This is a genomic window from Nocardia sp. NPDC004654, assembly GCF_040609595.1.
In the GTDB taxonomy this organism is placed as follows: Bacteria; Actinomycetota; Actinomycetes; order Mycobacteriales; family Mycobacteriaceae; genus Nocardia.
Window position 1 is genome coordinate 1,047,507 of record NZ_JBEXKI010000001.1, and the last position, 26,828, is coordinate 1,074,334.

A 26,828-nucleotide genomic window follows, 5' to 3' on the forward strand; every position below is an offset into this window, starting at 1 on the left:
TGGGTGCACGGCCGCCGCGAGTGCGCTGATCCGGCCCCGTCGGACGGAGCCTGTGGACAACTCTCGCCTTACATCGTCGCCGTATCGATGACGAACCGGTACCGCACGTCGCTCGCGACGACACGGTCGTAGGCGCTGTCGATCTCGTCGGCGGAGATCAGCTCGATCTCCGCGCCGATGCCGTGCTGGGCGCAGAAGTCGAGCATCTCCTGGGTTTGCGCGATGCCGCCGATCATCGAGCCCGCCAGCGACCTGCGGTAGCCGGCGAGCGTGAACGGCTTGACCGTCATCGGGTTCTCGGGGAGGCCGAGGATGACCAGCGTGCCGTCGAGGTTCAGCAGCTTCATGTAGTCGTCCAGCGGCAGGTCGGCCGAGACGGTGTTGAGGATCAGATCGAAGCGGCCGCGCAGGTCGCGGAAGGTCTGCCGGTCGCCGGTGGCGTAGTAGTGATGCGCGCCGAACCGCTTGCCGTCCTCCTGCTTGCTCAGCGAGTGGCTGAGCACGGTGACCTCCGCACCCATCGCCGCGGCGATCTTCACGCCGACGTGCCCGAGCCCGCCCATGCCGATGATCGCCACCTGCTTGCCCGGCCCGGCCTGCCAGTGCCGCAGCGGCGAGAACAGGGTGACGCCCGCGCACAGCAGCGGCGCGGCCACGTCGAGGCCGATGCCTTCCGGGATGGCCACCACGAAGTTCTCGGTCACCACCACCTGCGTGGAGTAGCCGCCCATGGTGTAGCCGCCTGGCTGCACCGCGGGGTCCACGGTGGAGTTGTAGGTCATGGTGGCGCCGACCTGGCAGTACTGCTCCTCGTCGGCCAGGCACGGCGCGCACTTGCCGCAGGAGTCGACCATGCAGCCGACGCCGACTCGGTCACCGACCTTGTACTTGGTCACCGCCGAGCCGACCGCGGCGACGAGGCCCGCGATCTCGTGGCCGGGCACGCAGGGGTAGCGGGTGCCGCCCCATTCGTCGCGCGCGGTGTGGATGTCCGAGTGACAGATGCCCGCGTACTTGACGTCGATCAGCACGTCGTGCGGACCGAGTTCCCTGCGCTCGATGGTGACCTTCTCGAAGGCTCCGTCCGGAGCGGGCAGGGCGTAGGCGGCGGCAGCGGTGCTCATGGATACATGCCTACCGTCGCATGCTCGGGTTTGTCGAGCCCAGAGGTTTGTCGAGCCCAGCGCCGGGGATGCCCATACCGTCCGGTTCTCCGATCCGCAGCGGGGACCGGAATTCCTGATCTACGAAGAAGATCTCCGGCCACAATGGAATTCGTCAGGCATAGCAAGGCGGGAGTGCCCATGGACGACGGACGGCGCGGTAGCGGCGGCGGGCGAGCGCTCACGCTGATCGTCGTCGCCGTGCTCGGTCTGGCGGGCTTTCTCGGTTATCGCGGTGAACTGCCTGGCTGGCCGCTGTTCACCGGCCCGGGCACCGCCATCGCGCCGATGCCGCCCGCGCAGACGCCGCCGCTGGACCGTGCGGCGGTCGCGGCCGCGGTGGAACCGGCCATGGTGCACATCAGCACCGCCACCGAGACGTTCGGTCAGGGCGCGGCCGGATCGGGCATCGTGCTCAGCGCCGATGGCCAGGTGCTGACCAGCCATCACGTGGTCAAAGGCGCCGATACGGTCACCGTGACCTCGGTCGGCACCGGGCAGATCTGGTCGGCGACCGTGCTCGGCTACGACTCCGGCGTCGACATCGCCCTGCTCGAGTTGCCCGGCGCCGCCGGACTCACCGTCGCCCGGCTCGGCAGCTCCGCCGATGTGCGGCTGCACGACGAGGTGCTCGCCATCGGCAACGCGGGCGGCGCGGGCGGCACGCCGACCTCGATCACCGGGAACATCACGGATCTCGACAGCACGATCGTCGCGCTGAACTCCGCCGATCTGTCCCGCAAGGCGCTGTCGGGGATGCTGGAGGTCGCCGCAGGGGTCACCTCCGGGCAGTCCGGGGGAGCGCTCGCCGATTGGCGCGGCGCGATCATCGGCGTGATCACCGCGGCGTCGGGTGAGCACGACCCCGAGGTCGACAGCCCCAACGGGTACGCGGTGCCGATCGACACCGCCATGCGGGTGGTGCGCCAGATCCGTTCCGGAACGCCGACCGACACGGTGCACATCGGCCCGACCGCGACGCTCGGCGTGCTGATCTCCGACGGGAGACCCAGTGGCGCGCGCATCGATGTCGCGATCTACGGCAGCCCCGCCCACGCCGCGGGACTCGCCGACGGCGAGGTGATCACCTCGATCGACGGCCGGGCGATCACCAGCGCCCGCGCCCTGCGCGCGGCGATCAACGTGCGCAAACCCGACGAGACGGTGCGCCTCGGTGTGCTCGGTCCCGGCGGCGTCGAGCGGACGGTGACCGTGGTGCTCGGCAAGGGCGCGCCGAACTGACCCGGCTCAGAACAGGCTCAGCCAGTAGTCCTGGAAACGCAGGAAGATCAGCAGCAGCACCACCGCGTAGAAGAGCGCGACGATGGTCCAGCGCCATTCCGCGAGCACGTGGAGCGGGCCGCTCGAACGACCCCACAGCTGATCGGTGGCCACCGCGAACAGCGGGGTGATGATCGCCCAGACCACCATGCAGTACGGGCACAGCGCGTTGATCCGATACAGGCTCTGGAAGACGAGCCAGCAGACGAAGCCGATGCCCACCACCGTGCCCAGCCACAGGCCACCCCAGACCCACTTCGGGAACCCGAGCCCGGCGACCGCGAGGACGCCGAGAGTGACGACCACGGAGAAGCCGACGATGCCCATCAGCGGATTCGGGAATCCGAACACCGACGCTTGATCGGTCACCATGACCGAGCCGCAGGACAGAATCGGATTGATGCTGCACGAGGGCCGGTAGTCGGGATCGGTGAAGAGCTTGAACCGCTCGATGGTCAGCGCCATCGAAGCGAGCCAGCCCGCCAGGCCGCAGATCAGCAGCAGCCAGGCGGACCGGGGTGGCGCGGCGATCACTGTCCCGCGGCCGCCGTGGCGATGGCCTGCTCGAGCGCGCTCGGGTTGACCTGCTTGCCGTCCACGAACACCGTCGGCGTGGACTGGATGCCGCTGTCGAAGGCCTGGTTGGTGGTCGACGCAACGTACTTGTCATAGGTGCGGTCGGTGATGCAGCTCGCGACCTCGTCGGTGTAGCCGACCGACTTCGCGATATCGATGAGCTGCTGGTCGGTGAGGCCGTTGCCGCCCTCCGGCGGCTGCTGGGCGAACATCGCCTTCAGCCACGCCTGGTACTTCGTCGGGTCCTGCTGGGCGACGCAGTAGGAGGCGTTGGCCGCGCGGGTCGAGTACTCCGTGGTGGAGGCCTTGTCCAGGAACGAGATGATGTTGTATTCGACCGCGGCGCTGCCGTTGGCGACCGCGTCCTCCAGCACCTTGCCGTAGGCGGCCTCGAAGGCCTTGCACGCCGGGCACTGCAGGTCGGCGACGACCCGGACGGTGACCTTGGCCTCCGGCTTGCCGACGCGGATGGAACCGTTGTCGGTGAGGGATCCGGTGACGGCCCCCGGCGCCTGCGCGGCGGCGATGCTCGGGGTGGGGCCCGGGTCGTCCTTCTCCGCCTTCTTGATCGCGATTCCGATGCCGATCGCGGCGATCAGGCCGATCAGCACGGCGGCCACCGCCACCTGAATGAGGATCCTGCGGTTACGGTCGGCGCGCTCCGCATTCAGCAGCGGATTCTTCCGTCCCGGGTTGTTGCTCACCGTGCGTTCACCACGCCTTTCGCTCGCCTGCCGGTTTCGCCTGCCGCCACGATCGTAGTTCCGGAACTGTTCGCGGAGCGGTCGGGCACGGCCACATCATCGTGGGTCAACCTGAGAGATTCCGAAATTTCCCACTGGCCCACTCAGTAATTCGCGCGGGCGGGCTCGGAAGTTTCACAGACGCGGTCAGGAGTTTCACGCGCGCGTGCGAAGGGGCGCGGGCCTGCTCAGCGCGTCGCGGCTCCGCTCAGCACCAGATCGACGGCGTCGCGGGCACAGGCGGCCGGAATCGCGCCGCCGAGGTGGGTGACCTGCAAGTGCACCAATCCGCCGAGCGTGAGCATGATCAGCCTCGGGTCGGTGGTCGGCACGAGTTCGCCGCGTGCCATCCCGCGGCGCACGATCTCCTCCGAGGCGGAGAGCCGAGCCACCCAGAATTGCCTGCGCGCCTCGGCCACCTCGGGATCGTTGTCGGCGATGGCGGTGCCGCGAATCAGCGCGGCGCCGGAGGGCGTCTCGGCGAACCGGATCAGATCGGCGAGGAAAGCCTCCAAATCGGCGCGGGCCGAGCCGGTGTCGGCGATCGGCACCTCCGCGTCCAAGCGCGCGAGCAGTGCGTCGAGCAGCAGTTTGGGCAGCGTCTTCCAGCGGCGATAGATCGAGGTCTCGTGCACGCCCGCGGCGTCGGCGACGTCGGCGACGCGCACCTGCTCGATGCCGACGGACTCGATGCGCGCCAGCGTGGCGTCGAGCACGGCCTGCCGCAATCGCGCGCCGCGGATCTGAGGGTTCGCCATATCTCGATTATCGCAAGTCGTCTTGCGTTATTTCCATGCGGGTCCTACCGTGTACCCACAACGCAAGTCGACTTGCGTTAGAAGGCGAGAGTGACATGGACGATGTGGTCCGCGGGGGTCTGCGTGGCGAAAGCGCCGACGGCGTGGTGGCGTTCCGGGGCATCCGGTACGCGCGCGCCGAGCGATTCGGGCCGCCCGAGCGGGTACCGGCGCACGACGGGACGCGTGACGCGACGAGCCGGGGTCCGAGCGCGCCGCAACTGCCCGCCCGGCTCGCGTCGGTGATGGGCACGCCCGCGCCGTTCGAACAGTCCGAGGACTGCCTCACGCTCACCGTCACCGCGCCGGTCCGGGCCGTACCCGGTGGCTGTGCCGTGCTGGTCTGGTTGCACGGTGGGGCGTACCTGACCGGTGGCGGCGAATGGAATCTCTACGACGCGGACCGGCTGGTGCGCGAGACCGGAATCGTGGTCGTCTCCGTGTCCTATCGGCTCGGCGTGCTGGGTTACGCTCGCGCACCGGGGGTTTCGCCGGGCAACCTGGGCCTGCTGGATCAGCTGACGGCGCTCGAATGGGTCCGCGACAACATTCGCGCCTTCGGCGGTGATCCCGCGCGGGTGACCGTCGCCGGTCAGTCGGCGGGCGCGCAGTCGGTCGTCGCGCTGTTGGGCATCGTCCGGGCCGAGGGGTTGTTCGGGCGGGCGATCGTGCAGAGCGCGCCGTTCGGCGTCGGCTTCCATCGGCCCGCTGACGCCGAGCGGGTCGGTGCGGTGTTTCTCAGCGAGCTCGGCGGCGATCCACGGTCCGCGGCCGTTGCGGAAATTATTGCCGCACAAGGACGTACAGCGATGCGTCTGGCGGGACTCGGCGGCCTGAACTCGGCGCCGCCCTTCCTTCCGGTGTGCGAGACCGAGGTACTGCCCGGTGACGAGGACTGGCGTCGGCTGGTCCGCGAGCGCGCGGCGCGGACGCCGGTGCTGGTCGGCAGTACGGCGGCGGAGATGCGGGCGTTCTACGGCGGGCCGCACCCGGTGTTCGACAGGGTGCGGCGCATGCCGGTCGTCGGGGCGCGCCTCACGGCCGCTGCCGAGCGGATCGTCGGCCGAAAGATCTTCGAGGACGGCGTATTACAGTTCGCGGACCTGCTGACCGAATCCGGTGGCACGGTCTTCTGCTACCGGTTCGGCGCGCTGCATCCGGACGGCCCGTTCGGTGCGTGTCACTGCGTCGAACTGCCGCTGCTGTTCGGCGCGGCCGACGACTGGCGCGCGGCGCCCATGGTGCGCCCGCTGGACCCGGCTCGTCTCGACGAGCTCGGCGCCCGAACCCGCCGCTACTGGGGCGAATTCGTGCGAACCGGAAGTCTCGGCGACCAGCCGCGTCATCGCCCCGGTTCGCCTGCCGTTCTGGAGCTCCCGTGAAAGGACGCGAGCGGAACCGGTCGGTGGGACGACATGCGGAAGTGATCGGCGGAGGCATCGGCGGGCTCACCGCGGCCACCGCGCTGGCCATGGACGGATGGACGGTGCGGCTGCACGAGCGGCAGTCCGCGATCCGCGCCGTCGGAGCCGGAATCTACGTGTGGGACAACGGTTTGTCCGCGCTGGAGGCGATCGGCGCCTATCGCGAAGCCACGTTCGGCGCGCACATCGGACCGGCCGTGCAGGCGCGCTCGCGGACCGGCCGCACGCTCTACCGGATCGGCATCAACGGGCCGGGTCAGCCACGGTGCTACACGCTGCTCCGGGACCGGCTGATCGATGCTCTGGTGCACGCGGCCGAGCGTGCGGGCGTGGAACTGGTCACCGATTCCCGCGCGGTGTCGGCGGACCCGGACGGTACCGTCGCGTTCGACGACGGACGCACGGAGGCAGCGGACCTCGTCATCGCCGCCGACGGTGTGCACTCCCGGCTGCGCGACCGGCTGGACATGGCGACCCGGTGGGTGCGGATGCGCCAAGGAGCGGCGCGGCTCATGGTGCCCGCGTCGGCGGACTACTTTCCCGCCGAGGACCTGGTCCAGCACCTCGAGTACTTCCAGGGGCGGCGCCGATTGCTCTACACGCCGTGCACCCCCGAACACGTCTATCTAGCACTGGTTTCCGATGTGGACGACCCGTCGACGCGCGGCTCGAGCATCGACTTCGAGTCCTGGGCGCGTAGCTTTCCCGGCCTGGAGAACCTGCTGCGGCGGGCCGAGGGCATTCCGATTCGCTGGGACACCTTCGAATACATTCGCCTCCGCTCGTGGTCGTGCGGCCGGGTCGCATTTCTCGGCGACGCCGCGCACGCCCAGCCGCCGTACCTCGGGCAGGGCGGCGGCACCGCGATGACCAACGCGGTCTCGCTGGCCGCGACGGTGAGCAGGCCGGGACTTGCCCTGGGTGACGCGCTGGCGGCCTGGGAGCGCGAGCAGCGGCCGGATGTCGAACGCACACAGCGGACTTCGTACCGGATGCGACTGCTCAACACCGTGCCCGACGCGGTGCGCGACCCGTTGCTGAGCCTGGTCGGGCGCACCTCCGGGTTCACCGACAGTCAGCTGGCCGCGACCAAGCTGCGCCCGACCGCTTCGTGAGAACGCTCGCCGAACAAGAAACAGGAGAAGAGAATGCTCAACACCTATCGGATCAACGGCGTCGAGATCGGTTTCGACGACCAGGGTTACGCGCCGGGGCGGCCCGCGATCGTGCTGCTGCCCGGCTGGGGCCACGACCATCGCGCCTTCGACCGGCTGCTGCCGTACCTGCGCCCGCACCACCGGGTGGTGCGGGTGTGCTGGCGCGGCCACGGCGTCGACCGCACGCTCGTCGGTGATTTCGGCGTGGCCGAACAGGTTTCCGACACCATCGGCCTGCTCGACGCGCTGGAGGTGGAGTCTTTCATCCCCCTCTCGCACGCGCACGGCGGTTGGGCGGCGATGGACATCGCCGAAAAGCTCGGTGCCGAACGGGTTCCCGCGCTACTGCTGCTCGACCTCATCATGACCCCGCCGCCACCGGAGTTCGCCGCCGGACTCCAGGCGCTCCAGCGCAAGGAGACCTGGCGGGCCGCCCAACAGGCGCTGGTGGACAGCTGGCTGGCGGGCAGCGTCGACCAGTCGGTGCTGGACCACGTGCGCTACGAGGCGGGCGGCCACGGTTTCGACATGTGGGCGCGCTCGGGGCGCGTCATCGAAAACGCCTACGCCACGTGGGGTTCGCCGATGGGACGCCTCGACAAACTCACCGAGCCGCGCCCGGTGCGCCACGTCTTCTCGCACCCGAAGTCCCTGGACTACGACGCCGTGCACGAGGAATTCCGCCGCACCCACCCGTGGTTCGGCTACACCCGCCTCGACGGTCACACCCACTTCCCGGGCATCGAACTCCCGGACCGCGTGGCGGCGGAACTCTTCGACTTGATCGGCACCGAGCGCGCGGCAGGCTCAGCTGTCCTGGAGGAGCAATCGAAATGAGACGTGGGCAGGCGTGAGGGGCCTGATGGCACGAAAATCCTTCTCGTCCAACGTCAGGATGTCGTTGGTGAGATAGCGCTCGGCGAGCACGACGTTGACCGCGTCGGCGAGATCGAGTCGCAGTCCGCGGTACTGCTCGATGAGTTTTTGCGACACGCGGAGATCGTCGCGGTCGATCGCCGGGATCAGTACCGCGCCTTCCTCAGCGGAGGCGAGGAGGTCGTCGAGGACGAGATCGGCGACGCGACGGTCTTTGCCGAATCGGGCGATCAACAGGTGATCGATCTCATCGAGCACCAGCGGCGAGACAACGGCCACCGAGGTGGCAAGGAAGTCGCGGGCACGCTCTCGCATTTCGGCGGCGCGGTCGTAGGCCGCGAGGATCGCCGAGGTGTCGGCGATGAAGAAGCTCACCGCCCGTAGGCCTCGCCGAGCGATTCCTCACTATCGGCGGCGAAACTCGGATCGCCGGAGTCGAACGACGGCCACGGTCGAGTTCGGCGGACCTTCTGTGTGCGGAGCAGTACGAGGTCGATCCCTTCTCGGATGAGATCGGCTTCCGATCGGCCCGATTCCTCCGCGACCTGCTTGAGACGGGCCGCCTGCTGGGATTCGAGGTACACGCTCGTCTTGGTCTTCATGCAATGTAGGGTACTACGTAGGGTATCAACTCGTCACGGCTCGCTCGCTACGGTTCCGCTCTGTCCGGTCGACTGTCGTGCGGACGAAATCGGCGGATCTCAGGCCGGTCCCGAGCGGTGTGCGGTGAGCACCGGCTGGAAGAAGCCGGTTTCCTCGGGGGTGTGCCAGGTCGGCTCGACGAAGCCCGCCTCCGTGACGAACTCCGTGAGTTGTGCCCTGGTCAGCGCCCAGTAGCGCGCGCCGCCGACCCGGACGGCCCAGCCGTCGCCGCCCTCGGTGAGCCGGAACATCTCGAAGTCGTACCGCTCGCCGTCCTCGTGCCAGCTCCAGAGCTGGAAGGTGACGGTGCGTCCCGCGCTGGAATGGATCGACTTCGGCGGCATCCCAGCGGGTTTCGCGGCGCGCAGCGCGTCGTAGTCGCGGGTCGTCAGCACCAGCAGACCGCCTGGTCGCAGCACCCGCCACATTTCCCCGAGCGCGGTGCCGACCTCGATGGCGGTGAGCAGATGCGGCAGCGCGTTGTCGGCGCACACCACCGCGTCGGCCCACCCGCCCGCGAAGGGCAGCGCCCGCATATCGCCCGCCACGGTCGGCAAGCGCAAACCCCTGGTCCGCGCCTCCTCGGCCGCCCGCGCCGCCGCCACCGGACTCAGATCCATCCCCACCACGGTGTGCCCGCACGCCGCCAACCCGATCGCCTGCGTGCCGATCCCGCACGCCGCGTCGAGCACCGTCGACGGACCCGCCCCCAACCGCCCCCGCAATACCCGATCCAACGCCCGCCCCTGCCCCGCGACCGCCGCGGGCCAGTCTTGATAGAGCAGGTGATACTCGTCGGCCAAGTGGTCGTAGAAGTCCCGCGCCGCATCTCCGGACATAGTCCAACCGTAGAGGGCGACCGAGTCGCGAGCCGAATTGTCCGAGCGCGCCTCTAGCATTCCCGAGGTGACCGGATACGACTTCGAGCATCTCGATACTTCGACGCTGCCGCCGCGCCAGCAGCGGATCCTGGCCGTGATTCGGGACTGGGTGGTCGAGTACGGGTATCCGCCGAACGGCAGGCAGATCGGTGACGCGGTCGGGCTGTCGGCGTCGACGGTCTCCAAGCACATGAAGAGCCTCGAGGAGCGGGGATTTCTGCGGCGCGGCTCCGGGATGGCGCGTCCGATCGACGTGCGGTTGTTCCTCCAGGGCACGTCGCGGGCGGAGACCTCCGATGCCTCGGTGACCGTGCCGGTGGTCGGCGACATCGCGGCGGGCACGCCCATCCTCGCCGACCAGCACGCGGACGACACCTTGACGCTGCCGCGCGAGTTGGTCGGTCGAGGAACGGTTTTCGCGCTCCGCGTGCGCGGCGATTCGATGGTCGACGCCGCCATCTGCGACGGCGACACGGTGGTGGTGCGCCAGCAGAACGAGGCGCACTCCGGCGACATCGTCGCCGCCATGATCGGTGAGGAGGCGACCGTGAAGGTGTACCGCCGCCGCAACGGTCACGTCTACCTCGAACCGCGCAACCCGGCTTACGACGTCATCGACGGCGACGAGGCCGTGATCCTCGGCAAAGTCGTCTCGGTGATGCGCCGGATCTGACGCGCGCGGGCCCCCGCGCGGGGATCGACCCGCGCAGAGGCCGTTCCCGCGCGCAGCCGTGGTGCGGGTACGACTACGCCGACTGGCTGATCAAGCACCACAGCCCGATAGCGGGGTGGGCGTCACAAAGCCCGCCCGCGACGGACTCGGTCGCCGCCGGAGTGAACGGTTCGAGCGGAAGCGGTTCGGCCGTAGCGGCGCCGCTGCCGACAAGTGTCGCGGCACCGATCAGCGCGCCGACGAAGATTCCACGCAGTGCGGACATTCGAAACTCCTGAAATGTTGGGGGGTAGTGATTCCGTCAGAACGAGCAGTCGGCGGGACGGCCCGCCCAGCCGCCCTTCAGGAACTTCAGAACGGCGCAGAACACATCCGCCGACGAGGAACCCACCGGAGACGCGGCCGACGTCGTAGCGGCAGGCGCGGCAACGGTTTCCGCGGCGGCCGAACCCGCGGGCGCTACGAGCCCTGCGAGCACGGCGGCGACAACTACGAACTTCTTCATCAGGTGTCCTGTTCTGTGGTTGTGGATGGCGGCCCGAAGTGTTCCATATTTGACCGATCGGTCGCAATAGCTCCGCCGTTACGAAAAAGTGCGCACACCAAGGAATCTCGACAGGCGCCGTCGACGCGCGAGTCGCGGCGGACCTGGACCGGCGCTGCCCGCGATCAGCGGACCGCTCGACCGATTCGTGAACGCCTCGACCCGCACCCACACAGAGGCGACCCCCGCCGGGAGGGGACCGACGGGGGCCGCGTTGGGCACCGAGGTGAAGCGTTACGGCGGCCCGATTCAACCTCGGCTGCTCTGTTATCTCCGCGGACGCCGATTTCGCAGCAGTGTGCTCGAATCGGCGACCCGCAAGCTCCCGCTGCGCGAGCGGGATCGGGTCCGAACTTCAGGACTCGTCCAACCGGCGAAGTTGTTCGGCTACATCGAAATTCGCCGGTGGCCAGTCCAGATTCAACTTCTCCAGCGCGTCGATGAGCAGCTCGGTGACCGCGAGCCGGGCGTACCACTTGTGGTCGGCGGGCAGGACGTACCAGGGCGCGTCGGCGGTCGACGTGCGGTCGAGCATGGCCTGATACGCGTCCAGATAGGCGGGCCAGTAGGCGCGCTCATCGATGTCGGACGAGTTGAACTTCCAGTACTTGTCCTGCCGCTCCAGCCGCTGGCGCAGCCGCTTCTTCTGCTCGTCCAGCGAGACGAACATGGCGACCTTCACCAGCGTGATGCCCTCGCGCATCAGCTCGCGCTCGAACTCGTTGATCTCGTCGTAGCGCGGCTCCCACTCGGCGCGCGGCACGAGTTCGTGCACCCGCACCACGAGCACGTCCTCGTAGTGCGAGCGGTCGAACACGCCGAGCTGCCCGCCGCGCGGCAGCTCCTTGCGGATGCGCCACAGGTAGTGGTGGCGCCGCTCCTCCTCGGTGGGGACGCCGAACGCGGCGTGGTCGACGCCCTGCGGGTCCACCGACCCGATGACGTGCCGGACGATGCCGCCCTTGCCCGCGGTGTCCATGCCCTGCAACACCAGCAGCACGCTGCGCTTGTCGCCGGAGCGTCCGTTGGCGTAGAGCTTCTCCTGGAGCACGGACAGCGCCCTGCCGCGCTGGATCAGCAACTCCTGAGCGAGCTGCTTGTCCCCGGTGAATCCGGGCGTCGACGAGGTCGCCAGCTCCGCGATCCGCAGACCGTCCGCTTTCAGGGCCTCGGTGACCGGGACGGACCAGTGCTTCGCCATCGACCAGACTTACCACGTCCGCGGGCGCCCGGAAGGTAGTTCGGCGTCACCGGATCTGCGCGAGCCGCAGCAACTGCACGGCGAAGTCGTCGTCGGAGACCGGCGTGAGGATCAGGTCGTGCGAGGTGGTCAGCAGGTAGCGGCCGTCGCCGGTGAAATCGAGCCAGGTGCGGTGGCGCGTCGGCGGTGACATCGGATTGTCCGGGTCCACGGTCACGGTGATGAATCCGCGGCAGTCCACCGGTTTGCGCAACGTCTGCCGGAAGCGGGCGGCGCCGCGCTGGCCGTTGGCCGAGGGCGTATCGGCCGTCTCCATGGTGAGCACCGCGTCCTGCGGCTCGCGCATCGCGCCGAGCCGTCCCGGCTGCGCCGAGCCGATCACCTGCACAAGGCGCTGGCCGAGGTTGCGCGCGTGGCACATCTGCACGGTCACCTTGTCCGGCGTCGCGACGAGCACGCCCGCGTGATTGTGCACCACCGCGGCGAACGCCAGGACGCGGTCACCTTCGGGGGAGCTGCCGTTGCGCCCGGGCGTGCTGCGCTCACCCGAGATGGTGATGGTGGTGGCGTCGGTGCGCGCGCACAGCATCAGCGCCGCGGCCAGGTCCGGGTCGGCCTGTCTGGCGAAGCGCTGCGGCAAACGCAGTGCGGCGTACTCGGTTTCGGTGCGCACGGTGGACGAAGGCATCATGTTGATCGGATACGGTCGCCTGTCCAGGTTCGTTTCGCTTTCCCAGACATGCGTGAATTCGTCCGGGGTGAGTACCCATCTCACCGTGCGCCGCCCCCGCTGTCGGAGGGTGCGCGCGGTGGTGTGAATCGGGGCACGCTGTCGCCCGAGGCGGGCATGGTCGGTGTGTAGACGTAGGTCATGGTGTCCTGGACGTCGGCTTGCGCCGCCGCGGCGGCCAAGTCGTGTTCCATCCTGCGGCGCCCGCCGTAAACGGCTTCCGCCGCAGGGTCGTCCAGCGGCACGTAGCGCTGCGGCTCCGGAATCGCGGCGCGAATGGTCTGCGCCGCATCGCGATTGAGCTCCATGAGGCGCTGCACCGCGCGGCACACGTCGTGCGCCTCGGCGCCGGCCCGGATGAACTCCCGCGTCGCCCGCTGCGCCGCCTCGCCGGATCTACCTGACCAGCGGGCGAATTCGCGATTGGCGGCATCGGCGAAGTGCTGGAAGGCGTCGGCGACCGCGTCGGCATTGGCCTGCCACGCCGCGGCCGTCTCGCCGAGCGCGCCGGGATCGAGCGCCTCGTGCACCCGGTCCCAGATCTCCACGTGGGTATACGCGCCGAACCGCTCCCGCTCCGGTGCGTAGGCCGGATCCGTTCCACCGCTGGATGTTCCGGCCGAGGCGGCGAGCGCGCGCTGTTGCACCCTGATCTCGTCGGCGGCGGCGCGCGCCGCGGCGTCCACCACGGTCACCACCTCCGCATCTCGGATACGCGCGCGGTCATCGCGGATCCAGATACTCGGTGACCAGTTCGAGCGCGGCCCGATTCGCGGCCTCCGCGTCCGCGAGTTTACGGCCCGCCGCGAGGTAGGCCGCTTTGAAGAGCAGCGCGGTCTCCTGGAACGCGGCGACGGTATCGAGGAACTGCCTGCCTTTGTCGCCGAACCCCGCGGCGAGGCCGTGGCCGGAAGGCAACTCCGGAAATCCGCTCACCTCGGTCACCAAATGTCCTGTGGCCATGGCCTTTCGCAGGTCGTCGACCAATCGGTCGCACGCCGCGGCGAGATTCTCGGCCACATCCTCGGCCAGCTCGAAACGTTCACCCTCCGCGCCGACGGCCGCCGCGTACAACCCCCTGGCCAGCCCCTGTCCGGTATCCGGCACCGCCATCCGGTCGCCCCCTTCTGTTCGGTCCACACCCACCGCCCGAAGTCCGTCCACAATCCGCGCGTGGCCGCGGCGGCGGCGGAGGTACGCGGAACAGGCACTGCCGGACGCAGTCCGTCCCTGGACCGCGCATGACCGGAGCGGATGCGGAGGTACGCGTACTGGTCGGCACTCTACCGCCCGGTAACCACCGCCGTTGCCCGCTTGACCTCGCCCGCGTGCTGTGATGTGGCGCACGGTCGGCGGCGGGGCGGAGTTCGCGGGCTGGTTACACTGGCCCGAAGTATTGGCAGATCCCGGAGCGGAAGGCGTTCGGTGCCCGACATCGAAGAAGTACTCCCGAAATATCAGCAGATTTCGGGGTACATCCGCGACCAGATCGAGCGCGGCGAACTCGCACCGGGCGCCGAGGTGCCCTCCGAGCGCGAGCTCGCCGCGGCGTGGAAGGTCGCGCGGCCGACGGCGGCCAAGGCGCTGAACACGTTGCGCCAGCAAGGATTGGTGGAATCCCGACGCGGTTCGGGCACCTTCGTGCGCGGGCCGGACGCGGTACCGCTGGTGCGCGAATCCGCCGGGCGGGCAAGGCAGTACGGCGGGATGTACGCCGAACGCGAGCCGATGGACATCTTGGCCGCGGAACTCGTCGACGGTCCGGAGTACGTGACCTCCGCGCTCGGCTTGGAGCTCGGTAGCGAGGTGATCGCTCGCAGACGCTTGCTCATCGGCGAGAACGGCGATGCCGAACTCTCGACGTCCTGGTTCGCCGGCGACCTCGCCGATGTCGCGGATCGCCTGCTGAATACCCAGCGGCTGCCCGGCGGTACCGCCACCTACCTCGAGGCGGTGACCGGTCGCCGGGTGGCGTCGGTGTCCGATCAGGTCAGCGCGCGCATGGCGACAACGGAGGAGCGCAAGCGGCTGCGGTTGGCTCGCACGTCGGCGGTGCTGGTGTACCAGCTCACCGCGATCGACGCCGATGGCGCGGTGCTCCAGTTCGACGAGGGCGTCTATCCGCCCGAATCGTGGTTATTCCGCCAGGAATATTCCGTTCCAGGCGTGTGACACGCGCTCGATGACGCGCCGCGAATCCGTTGACAAGGCGGCATCGCGCCTGGAATAGTCCGGCGCGCGAGGGAATGGCCTAGTCCGCAGGGTGGGAGGTGCGATGCTCGACCAGTTGACCATCGGTGGCTGGGTAGTCGTCGGGGAGCACTGCTCGGTCCGGCGTGCCGCATTGCGCTGCGACGACTACCTGACCTACGTCTTCGAAAACGGCGGCACCGAACTCGATTTCGCGATCGCGCCCGCCGTGCTGCGCCGGATGGTCGAGCTGAGCGAAGCTCGGCCGTCCGGCGACGAGTCGTCCGACTGATCGGGTCCGGTTCCGAGCACCGCTCAGAACGCGTGCCGGGCGCTGCGGTGTGCCGGGCGGGGTGCGTTTCAGCGGACTCGGCTCGGCTGAAACGACCTTTCCCTCAGTGAGAACCGTCGCGGAGGAGCCGAAAACCGCAGGCCGCCCGCCCTTTCGCTCACGCCGGGCGGGTGGCGCTGACGTACTGCAAAAGCCGGTGCACCCGCTGATCGATCTCCACGAGCCCGAGTTCGCGGAACAGGTCGGGGAACGTCGAATCGTCGAACACCCGCAGACCGCTCAGGCCGCCCACGAATCGGCTCGCGCGCCCGAACGGCGTATCGGCGCGGTGACTCGTGGTGATGGCGATGCGGCCACCGGGAGCGAGCACCCGCACCATCTCCCTGGTGGCGGTCAGCGGATCCGGGATCAGGTAAAGCGCGCCGAAACAGCACACCGCGTCGAAGGCTCCGTCGGCGAACGGCAGCGTTCGGGCGTCCCCGCGCAGGTAGCCGACCCGCGGTCCGGCGTTGTCGGCCACCGCGCGGGCCAGCATCGGCTCGGAATAGTCCACGCCGACCGCGTAGCCGCCCTCGGACAGCGATTCGCTCAGGTACTTGGTGAAATTGCCCGGACCGCAAGCGATGTCGAGCACCTTCTGATCTCCGCCGAGCCGCAGCGCGGTGACCGCGTCGCGGCGATCGGACGCGGTGCTGCGGCCGCTGGCGAGGTAGAACAGCGTCGGCCGCCACGCGCGTTCGTAGACGGCGGCCAGCGCGGGGTGATTCATGGTGCGGCGCGCCAGGTTCAACGCGCCGCCCTCACGCACTCGTGCAACAGCAAAGCTCCTAGACGTGGAAATCGTGGTGCGGCAGCACGATTCAGGACCGTTCGACCTCGATCGTCATGCCCGCGGCGCGCAGCCGATCGGTCAGCGCGTCACCCATGGCCGCGGCCGGGGTGAGGATGCCCGCCAGTTCGGGCTGCTTGTCGGTGTCGAAGGCGAGGCACAGCCCGGCCTCGCCGAGCATGACCGCCGTGGCCTGGTACCCGGGATCGCCCTGACCGGCGAACGTCGCGACGTACTTCGCGCCGGAAGTGGTGCGCGCGTAGGTCTTCATGGTGAACCAGCCGCTGCGCCGGGCCTCTTCGCTCGGTCCCGTGCCGGGCTTGGGCAGCACCCGGTCGAGCAGCTTGCGTCCCGCCGAGACCCGCGACAGCAGCGCGCCGGTGGCCATGGTGGCCACGATGCCGCCCGCCATGCCCGCCGCGACCAGCGGCGCCGCCGCCGACTTACCCGCGTTCATCACCTCGCGGTAGCGGAAGTTCTTGCCGTACACCCAGCCGAGCAGGCCGTTGCTGCGGCGCACGATCTTGGTGTTGTGCGCGGCCATCACGAAGGTGGCCACCCAGCCGTCCAGGCTCGGGTCGATGCTGCTCGCCCGCTGCAGAGCCTGATCGCTCTGGCGGCCGACGTCGGGATCCATCGACTTGTCGGGGCTGAGCGAGTACGGGTGCGAGAGCACCGAGGCCTTGCTGGAATCGGCGGCGATGGCCTCCATCATGGCTCGGCCCGAATCGATGGTGCCGCCGCTGACGCCGCCCTTGAGCGAGGCGATCAGCGTGGTGTCGGTCAGCTCGCCGGTGTTGTCCGCGACCGTGCTGCGGTACAGCTGGTACACGCTCAGATCGGACGGAATCGAGTCGTAGCCACAGGAATTGACGATCTTCGCGCCGGTGCGCGCGGCCTCGTCGTGGTAGGTGTCGATGGCCTCGCGGATGAACAGCGGCTCACCGGTGAGGTCGGCGTAGTGGGTGCCCGCCTTCGCGCAGGCGGCGACCAGCGGCAGGCCGTAGCGCAGGTACGGGCCGACCGTGGTGACCACGACCTTGGTGCGCGCGACCAGCGCGTCGAGCGCGGACTGGTCGGTCGAGTCGGCCACCACCAGATCCCACGCCGCGGCCTTCGGGCCCAGCTCGGCGCGCACCTTGGTCAGCTTGTCCAGCGAGCGGCCCGCCAGCGCGATGCGGGCGTCCGAGGGCGCCGCGTCGAGCAGGTACTCCGCGGTGAGTTTGCCTACGAAACCCGTCGCGCCGAACAGGGCGATGTCGAATTCGCGGTTGTCTGCCATGTGTCTGTTCACTCCTGATCGATGCCGTGGCGTGCGGTGCGGCTCAGGCTTTGCGCCCGGCCCTCGGCTGCCGCGCCTTCTTCGCCGCGGTCTTCTTGGGTGTGGTCGTTGTCGCGGATGCGGCCGAGCGCGGCCGCGCGGTCTTGGTCGGCGCGGGCGGCGGGTTCTCCGCCAGCCATTGCTGGTGCGCCTTGCCCAGTTCGGTGACCGGTGGTTCGTCGTAGAGCCACTCGCGGGAGATCCGATGCCAGTTCGCGGTGGCGTTGAGCTGGCCGAGCATGCCGAAGGTGAGGAAATCGGCGCGACGGGAGAACAGGTGTTCCGGCGGCAGGTTCTGCTGCTTCATGCCCGCGAACTCGCTGGCCCTCGGGTCCACCGCGAGCAGGAACGCGCCGCTGGCCAGCTCTGGTGTGATGGTCAGTTCCTCGTCGACCAGACACCATTCCGAGGCCGCCAGCACGTATTCCAGGCATTCCTCGGCGCCGATCTCCTCCGGCGAGTCGATCACGCCGCGCTGAATCATCAACTCGCGCAGGTCCTCCGCGCGGTCCTCGGCGGCCGCGCGCAGGCAGATGGTCTCGAACCGCACGTGCTCGGGATCCATCCGGTTGAACAGTCCGAAGTCGAGGAAGCCGACGCGGCCGTCGTCGACGAGCAGCACATTGCCGGGGTGCGGGTCGCCGCAGAACTCGTTGAAGGTGAACAGCGAACCGACGTAGAACCGGTAGATGATCTCGCCGATCCGGTTGCGCTCGTCCTCGGGGAACTGGCGTAGCTCCTCGAAACCCTTGCCGGGCAGATATTCGCTCACCAGCACCCGAGTCGTGCTGAGCTCGGGCAGCGAGCGCGGCACCGCGATGAACGGGTGTCCCGCGTAGAGTTCCGCGATCTGCAGCTGGGTGACGGCCTCGGTCTGGTAGTCGAGCTCGCCCTCCATGTTCAGTCGCAGCTCGTCGAGGACAGCGGGGGTGACCCACGGCATGGCGGAGGTGAGCACCTTGCGGAACATGTTGAGGTTCTTCAGATCCGCGCGCACCGCGGCGTCGATACCCGGGTACTGCACCTTCACCGCGACGACCCGGCCGTCGCGCAGCTCGGCCCGGTACACCTGGCCGATCGAGGCGGCCGCGATCGGCTCCGGGTCGAACTCCGCGAAGATCGCCGTGAGCGGCTGCCCGAAATCCTCCTCGACGACCTGCCGCATGGCGTCGAAGGAGACGGTCGGCGCGGCGTTGCGCAGCACGGCGAGCCGCTTCTGGAAGCGTTCGCGATGATCCTCGGGCACCAGGTCCAGATCGAGCACCGACATCATCTGTCCCAGTTTCATGGCCACACCCTTCATGGTGCCCAGCACCATGACCACCTGCTCGGTGGTGCGGATCATGGATTCCTCGGCCATCTTGGCGCGCACGGCCTCGGATCTACCCCGCATGGAAAGCCTCGTGCGCTGCGTCCGCAAGACCGAACTGGCGGCTACGGCACCCAGCTTGGTGCCACGAGCAAGCCGGGAAGTCGGTACTTGCTTCGCCATCGAGGTACCTCCATTGGTGCCGCGGTCGTAGCCGACGTGACGCGCAGGCGCGGGCTCGCGTGACCACGTTGGGGGCGGTGACCAACCCCACTGTGGCACCGCTCGCGTTCAGAGTAACCAACCGCGCGGCATTGTCGAACCGACCGTCACAGACAGGCGTACGGTCGGCGGAGGTTCTTACTTGGAGGCGTCGGCGTCCCGGGTGGGCAGCACGTGCGGCTGCTCGTTGAACTTCTCCCTGGAGCCGCCCGCCTTCGCCATGCCCTCGATGGCACTCCAGGCCATCATCGTCAGGTAGTCGATGACCTCTTCGCGCGACATCGTCTTGTCGGTGGTCCACCAGTGAGTTGCCAGCTGGATGCCGCCGACCAGGACGTAGGACCACAGCATCGCGCCCGTGGTGTCGAGGCCGAGCGCGTCCGCCTTGTCCGCGATGACGGCGGAGACCACCTCGGCGAACAGCTTCTCGAACTCGGCGAGCGAGGACGCGTCCGAGCCGCTGCCCATGATGAAGCGGTACACCTCGGGGTCCTCGTCGACCGTGCCGACGTAGGCGGCCAGCGCGGTGCGCACCAGCTCGAACTCGTCGGCGTCGAGGCTGATCGCGCCGTACACGCGGGGCATCAGCGTGGTCTCGATGAACCGCTGCATGGTCGCGTGGACCAGGTCGTTCTTGTCGGAGAAGTACCGGTAGAGCACGGTCTTGGAGACGCCGATCTCCGCGGCGATCTCGTCCATGCCCGCGTTGCTGCCGCGGGTGCGGACAGCGGCAAGGGTGCCGTCGACGAGCTCCTCGCGGCGGTCGATCTTGTGCTGCCGCCATCGGCGCTTGCGGCCGTCCATCCGGCCGGTGCGCACCGCAGCCGGTCGCTCGGCGCGCTCACCGATGTCGACAAGGTCTTCGGTGGACAGCGTGGGCTCCCTCGTTCGTAATGGTCGTGGACTTTCAGCTTAGGTGCAGGCCACCCAGCGTAGGTCCGTTTGGGTGCCGGATGCGGCAGGAACCACACATCGGTGCCCCCCGCCCGCGGCACAGCAGAATGGAGACATGGAGAAAGCTCCCGGCAACACAGCGGCGCGAGCGACGGGCCCGGAGGCGGCAGCGGAGCGTGACCGCACAGGGACCCGCGAACTCCGCCGGTCCGACACGGCGGTCATGGCCCCGCCGACCCCGTCGGGGCCGACCGGGTTCTTCGTCGACGAGGCCGCCAAACGACGCGACCTGTGGAAGATGAAAGCCGTCGCCACCGGCTTCCTCGCCTTCGCGACGGTGGTCTACCTGTTCTGTCGCTGGCTGGAATCGCGCGGCGGGGGCGGCGACTGGGTCGGGTACGTGCGCGCCGCGTCGGAGGCGGGCATGGTCGGCGCGCTCGCCGACTGGTTCGCGGTGACGGCGCTGTTCCGGCATCCGCTCGGCCTGCCGATTCCGCACACCGCGATCATCCGCAAGAAGAAGGATCAGCTCGGCGCCAGCCTCGGCAGCTTCGTCGGCACGAACTTCCTCGCGCCGGAGGTGGTCTCGGCCAAGGTGAACTCGGCTCAGATCTCGCTGCGCGTCGGGCGCTGGATGGCCGACCCGCAGCATGCCGCGCGGGTGGCCGAGGAGAGTTCGACGATTCTGCGCGCGGTGGTCGGGGTGTTGCGCGACAAGGACGTCGAGCAGGTCATCGACAACACGATCGTCAAGCGGATCGCCGAACCGCTGTGGGGTCCGCCGATCGGCCGGGTGCTCGCCGAACTGCTCGCCGACAACCGGCAGCTGCCCCTGCTGGACATGCTCGCCGAGCGGGCGCACCAGTGGGCACTCGGTAGTCAGGAGACCATCGACCGGATTGTTTTGCGCGACGCGCCGCAATGGGCTCCGAAATTCGTGAACATTCTGCTTTCAGAAAAGATCTACCGCGAGCTCGTCGAGTTCACCTGGAAGGTGCGGTCGAATCCCGAGCACGAGGTGCGCTTGGCCGCGAATCGCTTCCTCGAGGATTTCGCGCACGACCTGCAGTACGACGACGCGATGATCAAGAAGGCCGAGCGGATCAAATCGCAGATCATGGGTCGCGAGGAAATCACCGGTATGGCCGAGGCGACCTGGCGCGCGGCCAAGCGGCTCATCCTGGAATCCGCGGACGATCCGAACAGTACGTTGCGCCGCAAAGTGGGGGAGAATGTGCAGCAACTCGGTGAGCGGCTGCGTGACGACGCCGAGATGCGAGCGAAGGTGGACGGCTGGATCGATCGAGGGTCGCGCTACCTCGTGTCGAACTACGCGAGCGAGATCACCACGCTGGTCACCGACACGGTTGCCAGGTGGGACGCCGAAGAGGCGAGCAAGAAGATCGAATTGCAGGTCGGGCGCGATCTGCAATTCATCAGGATCAACGGAACGGTCGTCGGATCGCTGGCCGGGCTGGCGATCTACACGGTTTCGCACCTGTTGTTCCAAGGCTGAGAAAACGGCACGCCGGCGGTTTGCCGGAAGCGTGCTAACAGCGTGCTTGCAAGAGTTAGCACCCTGCCCTAGAATTGAATCCGTACAACCGCCAGAAGGTGAGTGATGGCAGACCATCCCGAGGTTTCCGCCGAGTACACCGACGGTCCGTCCGAGCAATCGGCGGGCGTCGGTGAACGAGGGGGTCGCGTCGCGAACGCGGCGCACGACATCGGAGGTTTCATCAGGGCGCAGCGTGAGGCGGCGCAAGTCTCCCTGCGTCAGCTCGCCGCACTGGCGGGGGTGAGCAATCCGTACCTCAGTCAGATCGAGCGCGGGTTGCGCAATCCCTCCGCCGAGGTACTCGCGCAGATCGCGAAGGCGCTGCGAGTGTCCTCGGAGGTGCTGTACGTACGGGCTGGCTATCTCGAGCAGCGGCCGCACAGTCCGGTCCGGGATGCCCTGCTTGCCGACACGGAGATCAGTGAACGGCAGAAGCAGGTGCTCCTGGAGATCTATGAATCGTTTCGCCGGGAAAACGGAGGGAACGAGCCAGGGGGGGAATGGGACAGCGACGTTCCGCGCACGACAACCGATACTCCGCCACGCCAGGAGAACGAGAAAATATGACCGAGAAGACCGCAACAGTCAGCAGCAAGCCTCTGTTCGCCGCCGTCGGCGCCGGGGATGCCGTCTACACCGCCGCCGTGGATGTCGTCACCCAGGTGCGTGAGCGTGCGGCCTCCGCCGACGTGCCGGGCCGGGTGGAAGAGGCCCGCGAGCGCTTCGCGAACGTGCCCGCCGACGTGCAGGCCCAGTTCGAGACGCTGCGCGAGCGGCTGTCCGGCCTCCCCGCCGAGCTGCCGGACGACCTCGCCGAGCTGCGTGAGAAGTTCACCTCCGAGGAACTGCGCAGGCTGGCCGAGGAGTACTACAACAAGGTGCTCGATCTGTACGCCGACCTGGCCGTCCGCGGCGAGGAGACCGTCGAGCGGCTGCGCGCCAACCAGCTGGTCGAGGACCAGATCGACCGCGTCGAGACCCTGTACAAGGACGCGGCCGGCCGCGCCGAAGAGGTTCTGGAGCGCGTCAACGGCCTGATCGGCCGCGGCGGCAAGGCCGAAGAGGAGCCCGTCGCCGAGCCGGTCGTCGAGGCCGAGGTCGTCGCGGTGACCACCGAGACCACGCCGCCTGTCGCCGAGAACGGCGCGCCGAAGAAGGCTCCGGCCAAGAAGGCTCCCGCCGCGAAGAAGGCCCCGGCCGCGAAGAAGGCCGCGCCGAAGAAGGTCTAGTTGGGTGATGGCCGGACGTAGTCCGTGGACACGCGCCGGTCGGACACGCCTCGACGCCCCCGCACAGCCTGCTGTGCGGGGGCGTCGCTCGTATCATGGGTCAGGTGAATACCGTGCACGGGTTGACCGGACTGATTTTGCTGGTGTTGTGGCTCGTTGCGCTGGGCGCGACGATCTTCGCCCTGATTCACGCCATCCGCCAGCGGCCGGACGCCTTCACCGCGGTGGACAAGCAGACCAAGCCGATCTGGCTGGCGATCCTGGGGGTGTCGCTGCTGCTTCTGCTGCTCTCGCCCGCGGGGCTGGGTCTGCTGGCTTTCGTGGCCATCATCGCCACGGGTATCTATCTGGCCGATGTGCGGCCCAAGGTGGACGAGGTCCAGCGCGGTCCGCGTTGGTGAGCCGCTGATCGCGAGCCCATCTACGGGCTGCCGTAGCAAAATTTCTTGTGCTTGCCACAGCAAGCGGACTAGGCGTTCGCGCTGGTAGTGCCATCTGTGCGCCGCTGCCCCGTACCGGGCAGCGGCGCCTTTTTTGTGCTTGCACTAGCTAGCAGACGGTACTTCGGGTTACTGTAATTATCAGTAACACAAAGGAGTGTCCGATGCGTGCACAGTTGCAGACCGCGTTGGGCGAGCTGCCGGGAAAGGCTCGGGGCCTGCTCGACGTACATCGCGCCAATCTCCGGGCGCGTACCTACTCGACCCCTGCGCTGAACCCGCCCACCGTTCCACACGACGTCATCCCCGTGACCGCGCCCGACGGCACGAAGCTGCGGGTGCACGCGTACGGTCCGGCCGACGCTCCCGCCATGGTGCTCGTACACGGCTGGACCTGCGCCATCGAGTACTGGAATGCCCAGATCAACGCCTTCGCGGGCGAATACCGGGTGATCGCGTACGACGTGCGCGGACACGGTGAGAGCGAGCGCGGCTCCTCGAAGCTGACCATGGAACTGCTGGCCGACGACCTCGCCGCGGTGCTGAAAGCGGCGCTGCCCGCGGGCCGCAAGGCCGTGCTCGTCGGGCACAGCCTCGGCGGCATGACGCTGCAAGCATGGGCCGGGCGCTACCCCGAGGAGGTCACCCGGCGCGCGGAGGCCGTCCTGCTGACCAACACCGCGCCGCACGGCCTCGTCGCCACGACCACCGTGGTGCCGTTCTTCAACCGGCCGCTGCCGTGGAAGCGCACCGGCGTCTCGCTGCCGCACGTCGTCGGCAAGCTCGGTCTCGGCACGCCGATCGTGTTTCCGCCGATCAAGCCCGTCAAATGGGTGTTCGCCCGCCAGATCATGAGCCTGGAATCCACCGGCGACCTGGTCGACTACAGCATGGCCGTGGTGCGCTCCTGCCCCGCGGTGGTGCGCGCCGAATTCGGCAAGCTGCTCGCGATCATGGACCTCGGCGAGTCCGCGAAGAACCTGGTGGTGCCGACCACCATCCTGGCCGGCTCCGCCGACGACATGACGCCGCCGCTGCACTCCGAACTCATCGCCGAGATGCTCGAATCGGTGGGCAGCCTGGTGCGCTACGAGGTGCTGAACACCGGCCACCTCGGCAACGTCGAGATGTACGAGCGGTTCAACGAGGAACTCGCCGGCGTGCTCGACTCGGTGTACGCGCCCGCGCGCACCGAAGCGGTCGGCTGATCCGAGCCGATCGCCCGCTTACCCCGACCGGAGCCGACGTTGTCTCCGATCGGGGTCGCGGCGTGGGTACGCGGTCAGTTGAAGACGACCGTGCGGCGGCCGTGCACCAGCACCCGGCCTTCCAGGTGCCAGCGCAGTCCTCGGGCCAAAACCACGCGTTCGATGTCGCGGCCCTGGCGCACCATGTCGCGGACCTCGTCGGCGTGATCGATGCGGATCACGTCCTGCTCGATGATCGGGCCCGCGTCCAGTTCGGCGGTCACGTAGTGGCAGGTGGCGCCGATCAGCTTGACGCCGCGGGCGAACGCCTGGTGGTACGGGCGGGCGCCGACGAACGAGGGCAGGAAGCTGTGGTGGATGTTGATCGCCCGGCCCGCCCAGTGCTCGCAGAGTTCGGCGGGCAGCACCTGCATGAATCGGGCGAGCACCACCGCGTGCGGGTCGTGCGCGTCGACCAGGTTGCGCACCTCTTCGAAGGCGGGGCCGCGTTCGGCCGGATCCTTCGGGAACGGCACGTGGTGGAACTTCACGCCGTGCGCCTCGGTCATTCCGGCCAGATCCGGGTGATTGCCGATGACGGCTTCGATGGTCGCGGGCAGCTCGCCCGAGGCGGCGCGGCCGAGCAGGTCGTGCAGGCAGTGACCGTCCTTGCTGACCAGCAGCACCGCGCGGCGCCGCTCGCCGGTGTCGTGCAGCTGCCATTCCGTCGCCGCGCCGAGCCGGGCGGCGACTTCGGAGAAGCGCTCCCGCAGTTCCGCGATGCCGAAGGGCACGGTCGAGGCCTTGATCGCCTGCCGGGTGAAGAACCAGCCCGTTTCGGTGTCCGAGTGGTAACCGGCCTCCACGATCGACCCGCCGAACTCGGCGATGAACGAGGTGATCCCCGCGATGATGCCGGGTCGGTCCTGGCAGCCCAGCGTCAACACGAAACGGCGATCGTCCGAGGCGGATGGAGCGGAACTCATCGGCCCATCCTCCCAGGTGATGCTTCGCGCACCGCACCAGGACCGGATGTTCCGGGGTGGAGGTTCTCGGATGCCCGCCGTTCGCCCAGCGCACATCCATCCGGCTGCGCCTGTCGCAGCTGACGACCGGCGCTGACCGTCAGCCGCCCAGCACGACCGGAGGCCGCCTCTGGTCGGTGCCCGCCCGCGGGCGTATCCCGATCGAAGGTGACATTCGGTCGGTGTGACTCGTTCGGGGGCGCCTTCGGTCGGACATCACGATCCGCGCGGGTGCGCGCCAAGACCGGCAGGAGCCGATCACAGGTCGTAAAACGGTTCGGCGTAATGGAATTCGCCGGTGATCTGCGCTTCGTAGGTGGTGAGCGGGCGGACCTGGAAGTGCGAGGACCAGTCCGGTTCGTCCGGGGCGATGCCGAGGCGGGCGGCGGGTACGAAGCCGAACCTGGGGTAGTAGTCGAGGCTGCCGAGCAGGCCGATCAGGGGTTCGTCGAGCGCGTCGGCGGCGCCGAGCGCGGCGTGCATCAACGCGGAGCCGACACCGGTGCCCTGGTGCTCGACGTGTACACCGAGCGGCCCGAGGCCGAGCGCGGGGAACGGGCCGACGGCGGCGCGGGTCAGACAGACGTGCCCGATCACGGTGTCGAACTCCACCGCGACCAGCGAGAGGGTGGGAATCCAGCCGGCGTCGCTGCGCAACCGCGCGACGAGATCGACCTCGGGCGGTTCGGCGGGTGGCGCGGCGGCGAGTCCGGCCGCGGCGGTCTCGCGGGCGTACAGCGCGCCGAACGCACTGCGATGCACCGACGCGACGGCGGGGGCGTCCTCGGCGCGTTCGCGACGGATCAGCACGATGTCGTCTCCTCCCGAACGAGTTGGGCCATCCGCACAACGCTCGTCAGGTGGCCGAGCTTCCCGAAGCCCGCGGATCCACCGACAGATACGAGTGTGCGGTACGCGTCGCCAGGCACGCAACGGAATTCGCCTCGCGTGTGCCAGACTCTCGAAACATGGCAGATTCCGCGTCGCTGAGCAGGGCCGAAGTGGCCGCCGTCATCGATCACACCTTGCTGGCGCCGGAAGCGACGCCCGCCGAGATCGCCGCGCTGGTCGACGAGGCGCGTGCGCTCGGCGTCTACGCGATCTGTGTCTCGCCGTCCATGCTTCCGGTGCGCGCGCCGGGTCTGGTGGTCGCCACGGTCGCCGGATTCCCCTCGGGCAAACACCATTCGCTGGTGAAGGGCGCCGAGGCGAGGCTCGCGGTGGATCAGGGCGCGGCCGAAGTCGACATGGTCATCGATGTGGGCGCCGCGCTCGACGGCGAATACAACGCCGTGCTCGCCGATATCGTCACGGTGCGCGAGGCCGTCGGAGATCGCGCGGTACTCAAGGTCATCATCGAATCGGCCGCGCTGCCGGACGAGGCGATCGTCGAGGTGTGCCGCGTCGCCGAGCGCGCGGGCGCCGATTTCGTGAAGACCTCCACCGGATTCCATCCCGCGGGCGGGGCCAGTGTGCACGCGGTGCGGTTGATGGCCGAGACGGTCGGCGGGCGGCTCGGGATCAAGGCCAGCGGCGGCATCCGCACGGCGGAGGCGGCGGCCGAGTTGGTCGCGGCGGGCGCGACGCGCCTCGGGTTGTCGAAATCGCGTGCGGTGCTGGAGGGTTTCCCCGCCTGAGCCCCCG

At 68.7% G+C, this 26,828-nt stretch carries 32 protein-coding genes; 13 read left to right on the plus strand and 19 right to left on the minus strand.

All coding sequences use genetic code 11. The features are described from left to right. Nucleotides 1-68 precede the first annotated feature (68 nt). Nucleotides 69-1,124: an NAD(P)-dependent alcohol dehydrogenase gene (locus ABZV58_RS04775; RefSeq protein ID WP_354998802.1), complete on the minus strand. Its 1,056-nt coding sequence runs from the start codon at nt 1,122-1,124 to the stop codon at nt 69-71. A 180-nt stretch (nt 1,125-1,304) separates the two neighbouring features. On the opposite strand from ABZV58_RS04775, the gene ABZV58_RS04780 reads away from it, so the two are divergent. Then, entirely contained in the window at nt 1,305-2,405 is a 1,101-nt protein-coding gene (locus ABZV58_RS04780) for a trypsin-like peptidase domain-containing protein (protein WP_354998803.1), read from the plus strand. Between the two features lie 6 nt (nt 2,406-2,411). Here the strand turns inward: ABZV58_RS04780 and ABZV58_RS04785 are convergent, their stop codons facing one another. From ABZV58_RS04785 to ABZV58_RS04795, 3 genes are all read right to left on the minus strand, one after another. Continuing rightward, entirely contained in the window at nt 2,412-2,978 is a 567-nt protein-coding gene (locus ABZV58_RS04785; RefSeq protein WP_354998804.1) for a vitamin K epoxide reductase family protein, read from the minus strand. Next, the gene (locus ABZV58_RS04790) at nt 2,975-3,724 is read right to left on the minus strand and encodes a thioredoxin domain-containing protein (RefSeq protein ID WP_354998805.1); all 750 of its coding nucleotides are present in this window, start codon (nt 3,722-3,724) and stop codon (nt 2,975-2,977) included. The genes ABZV58_RS04785 and ABZV58_RS04790 overlap by 4 nt, the downstream gene beginning before the upstream one ends. 227 nt (nt 3,725-3,951) lie before the next feature. Continuing rightward, the gene (locus ABZV58_RS04795) at nt 3,952-4,521 is read right to left on the minus strand and encodes a TetR-like C-terminal domain-containing protein (protein ID WP_354998806.1); all 570 of its coding nucleotides are present in this window, start codon (nt 4,519-4,521) and stop codon (nt 3,952-3,954) included. A gap of 95 nt (nt 4,522-4,616) precedes the next feature. Between ABZV58_RS04795 and ABZV58_RS04800 the strand changes: the two genes are divergently transcribed. The 3 genes from ABZV58_RS04800 to ABZV58_RS04810 are packed head-to-tail and all read left to right on the plus strand — an operon-like array spanning nt 4,617 to nt 7,978. Beyond that, nucleotides 4,617-5,942: a carboxylesterase family protein gene (locus tag ABZV58_RS04800; protein WP_354998807.1), complete on the plus strand. Its 1,326-nt coding sequence runs from the start codon at nt 4,617-4,619 to the stop codon at nt 5,940-5,942. A 23-nt stretch (nt 5,943-5,965) separates the two neighbouring features. After that, the gene (locus ABZV58_RS04805) at nt 5,966-7,099 is read left to right on the plus strand and encodes an NAD(P)/FAD-dependent oxidoreductase (RefSeq protein ID WP_354998808.1); all 1,134 of its coding nucleotides are present in this window, start codon (nt 5,966-5,968) and stop codon (nt 7,097-7,099) included. Nucleotides 7,100-7,132: 33 nt separating this feature from the next. Further along, a complete protein-coding gene (locus ABZV58_RS04810) occupies nt 7,133-7,978 on the plus strand; it encodes an alpha/beta hydrolase (protein WP_354998809.1) in 846 nt (281 codons plus the stop codon). Here ABZV58_RS04810 and ABZV58_RS04815 read toward each other — a convergent pair. The 3 genes from ABZV58_RS04815 to ABZV58_RS04825 all read right to left on the minus strand — a co-directional run bounded on the left by ABZV58_RS04815 (nt 7,949) and on the right by ABZV58_RS04825 (nt 9,498). Beyond that, the gene (locus tag ABZV58_RS04815; RefSeq protein WP_354998810.1) at nt 7,949-8,392 is read right to left on the minus strand and encodes a PIN domain-containing protein; all 444 of its coding nucleotides are present in this window, start codon (nt 8,390-8,392) and stop codon (nt 7,949-7,951) included. The genes ABZV58_RS04810 and ABZV58_RS04815 overlap by 30 nt on opposite strands. After that, entirely contained in the window at nt 8,389-8,619 is a 231-nt protein-coding gene (locus tag ABZV58_RS04820) for a ribbon-helix-helix domain-containing protein (RefSeq protein WP_354998811.1), read from the minus strand. Before ABZV58_RS04820 ends, ABZV58_RS04815 begins: the two co-directional genes overlap by 4 nt. Nucleotides 8,620-8,718: 99 nt before the next feature. Continuing rightward, nucleotides 8,719-9,498 carry a class I SAM-dependent methyltransferase gene (locus tag ABZV58_RS04825; protein WP_354998812.1) on the minus strand — a complete coding sequence of 260 codons (780 nt, stop codon included), beginning with the start codon at nt 9,496-9,498 and terminating at the stop codon, nt 8,719-8,721. A gap of 67 nt (nt 9,499-9,565) precedes the next feature. On the opposite strand from ABZV58_RS04825, the gene lexA reads away from it, so the two are divergent. Next, the gene (gene lexA / locus ABZV58_RS04830; RefSeq protein ID WP_354998813.1) at nt 9,566-10,213 is read left to right on the plus strand and encodes a transcriptional repressor LexA; all 648 of its coding nucleotides are present in this window, start codon (nt 9,566-9,568) and stop codon (nt 10,211-10,213) included. 73 nt (nt 10,214-10,286) lie between these two features. Here lexA and ABZV58_RS04835 read toward each other — a convergent pair whose 3' ends face one another. The 6 genes from ABZV58_RS04835 to ABZV58_RS04860 all read right to left on the minus strand — a co-directional run bounded on the left by ABZV58_RS04835 (nt 10,287) and on the right by ABZV58_RS04860 (nt 13,801). Beyond that, complete coding sequence (locus ABZV58_RS04835) at nt 10,287-10,478, minus strand: hypothetical protein (protein WP_354998814.1); 192 nt, start codon at nt 10,476-10,478, stop codon at nt 10,287-10,289. Between the two features lie 36 nt (nt 10,479-10,514). Then, the gene (locus tag ABZV58_RS04840; RefSeq protein WP_354998815.1) at nt 10,515-10,718 is read right to left on the minus strand and encodes a hypothetical protein; all 204 of its coding nucleotides are present in this window, start codon (nt 10,716-10,718) and stop codon (nt 10,515-10,517) included. Between the two features lie 394 nt (nt 10,719-11,112). After that, on the minus strand, nt 11,113-11,958 hold the full coding sequence (locus tag ABZV58_RS04845; protein WP_354998816.1) for a polyphosphate kinase 2 family protein: 846 nt from the start codon (nt 11,956-11,958) through the stop codon (nt 11,113-11,115). Between the two features lie 46 nt (nt 11,959-12,004). Continuing rightward, on the minus strand, nt 12,005-12,733 hold the full coding sequence (locus tag ABZV58_RS04850) for an ESX secretion-associated protein EspG (protein WP_354998817.1): 729 nt from the start codon (nt 12,731-12,733) through the stop codon (nt 12,005-12,007). Then, on the minus strand, nt 12,730-13,383 hold the full coding sequence (locus ABZV58_RS04855) for a hypothetical protein (RefSeq protein WP_354998818.1): 654 nt from the start codon (nt 13,381-13,383) through the stop codon (nt 12,730-12,732). The genes ABZV58_RS04850 and ABZV58_RS04855 overlap by 4 nt, the downstream gene beginning before the upstream one ends. A gap of 28 nt (nt 13,384-13,411) precedes the next feature. After that, nucleotides 13,412-13,801 (minus strand): hypothetical protein, encoded by a 390-nt coding sequence (locus ABZV58_RS04860; protein WP_354998819.1) that lies wholly within the window; start codon nt 13,799-13,801, stop codon nt 13,412-13,414. A gap of 312 nt (nt 13,802-14,113) precedes the next feature. Here ABZV58_RS04860 and ABZV58_RS04865 point away from each other — a divergent pair, with 312 nt between their 5' ends. Together ABZV58_RS04865 and ABZV58_RS04870 are read left to right on the plus strand one after the other, a co-directional pair. Further along, nucleotides 14,114-14,860, plus strand: coding sequence for a GntR family transcriptional regulator (locus ABZV58_RS04865; RefSeq protein WP_354998820.1), 747 nt, complete (start codon nt 14,114-14,116; stop codon nt 14,858-14,860). 103 nt (nt 14,861-14,963) lie between these two features. Next, nucleotides 14,964-15,170 carry a hypothetical protein gene (locus tag ABZV58_RS04870; protein ID WP_354998821.1) on the plus strand — a complete coding sequence of 69 codons (207 nt, stop codon included), beginning with the start codon at nt 14,964-14,966 and terminating at the stop codon, nt 15,168-15,170. 157 nt (nt 15,171-15,327) lie between these two features. Here the strand turns inward: ABZV58_RS04870 and ABZV58_RS04875 are convergent, their stop codons facing one another. From ABZV58_RS04875 to ABZV58_RS04890, 4 genes are all read right to left on the minus strand, one after another. Next, nucleotides 15,328-15,978, minus strand: coding sequence for a class I SAM-dependent methyltransferase (locus tag ABZV58_RS04875; RefSeq protein ID WP_354998822.1), 651 nt, complete (start codon nt 15,976-15,978; stop codon nt 15,328-15,330). Nucleotides 15,979-16,030: 52 nt separating this feature from the next. After that, nucleotides 16,031-17,281 carry a saccharopine dehydrogenase NADP-binding domain-containing protein gene (locus tag ABZV58_RS04880; RefSeq protein ID WP_354998823.1) on the minus strand — a complete coding sequence of 417 codons (1,251 nt, stop codon included), beginning with the start codon at nt 17,279-17,281 and terminating at the stop codon, nt 16,031-16,033. Nucleotides 17,282-17,324: 43 nt separating this feature from the next. Next, on the minus strand, nt 17,325-18,812 hold the full coding sequence (locus ABZV58_RS04885; RefSeq protein WP_354998824.1) for an AarF/ABC1/UbiB kinase family protein: 1,488 nt from the start codon (nt 18,810-18,812) through the stop codon (nt 17,325-17,327). 177 nt (nt 18,813-18,989) lie between these two features. After that, complete coding sequence (locus ABZV58_RS04890; protein WP_354998825.1) at nt 18,990-19,670, minus strand: TetR/AcrR family transcriptional regulator; 681 nt, start codon at nt 19,668-19,670, stop codon at nt 18,990-18,992. A 298-nt stretch (nt 19,671-19,968) separates the two neighbouring features. On the opposite strand from ABZV58_RS04890, the gene ABZV58_RS04895 reads away from it, so the two are divergent. The 5 genes from ABZV58_RS04895 to ABZV58_RS04915 all read left to right on the plus strand — a co-directional run bounded on the left by ABZV58_RS04895 (nt 19,969) and on the right by ABZV58_RS04915 (nt 24,180). After that, entirely contained in the window at nt 19,969-21,261 is a 1,293-nt protein-coding gene (locus ABZV58_RS04895) for a DUF445 family protein (protein ID WP_354999035.1), read from the plus strand. Nucleotides 21,262-21,366: 105 nt separating this feature from the next. Then, nucleotides 21,367-21,870, plus strand: a complete 504-nt coding sequence (locus ABZV58_RS04900; protein ID WP_141808543.1) for a helix-turn-helix transcriptional regulator — start codon at nt 21,367-21,369, stop codon at nt 21,868-21,870. Continuing rightward, complete coding sequence (locus ABZV58_RS04905; RefSeq protein WP_354998826.1) at nt 21,867-22,532, plus strand: heparin-binding hemagglutinin; 666 nt, start codon at nt 21,867-21,869, stop codon at nt 22,530-22,532. Before ABZV58_RS04900 ends, ABZV58_RS04905 begins: the two co-directional genes overlap by 4 nt. 95 nt (nt 22,533-22,627) lie before the next feature. Then, nucleotides 22,628-22,933: a DUF2516 family protein gene (locus ABZV58_RS04910; RefSeq protein ID WP_354998827.1), complete on the plus strand. Its 306-nt coding sequence runs from the start codon at nt 22,628-22,630 to the stop codon at nt 22,931-22,933. Nucleotides 22,934-23,136: 203 nt separating this feature from the next. Then, complete coding sequence (locus ABZV58_RS04915) at nt 23,137-24,180, plus strand: alpha/beta hydrolase (RefSeq protein WP_354998828.1); 1,044 nt, start codon at nt 23,137-23,139, stop codon at nt 24,178-24,180. A 74-nt stretch (nt 24,181-24,254) separates the two neighbouring features. Here the strand turns inward: ABZV58_RS04915 and purU are convergent, their stop codons facing one another. Together purU and ABZV58_RS04925 are read right to left on the minus strand one after the other, a co-directional pair. Next, complete coding sequence (purU, locus tag ABZV58_RS04920; protein ID WP_354998829.1) at nt 24,255-25,145, minus strand: formyltetrahydrofolate deformylase; 891 nt, start codon at nt 25,143-25,145, stop codon at nt 24,255-24,257. A 297-nt stretch (nt 25,146-25,442) separates the two neighbouring features. After that, entirely contained in the window at nt 25,443-25,994 is a 552-nt protein-coding gene (locus ABZV58_RS04925; protein ID WP_354998830.1) for an N-acetyltransferase, read from the minus strand. A gap of 158 nt (nt 25,995-26,152) precedes the next feature. Between ABZV58_RS04925 and deoC the strand changes: the two genes are divergently transcribed. Beyond that, nucleotides 26,153-26,821, plus strand: a complete 669-nt coding sequence (gene deoC, locus ABZV58_RS04930; protein ID WP_354998831.1) for a deoxyribose-phosphate aldolase — start codon at nt 26,153-26,155, stop codon at nt 26,819-26,821. Nucleotides 26,822-26,828: the final 7 nt, after the last annotated feature.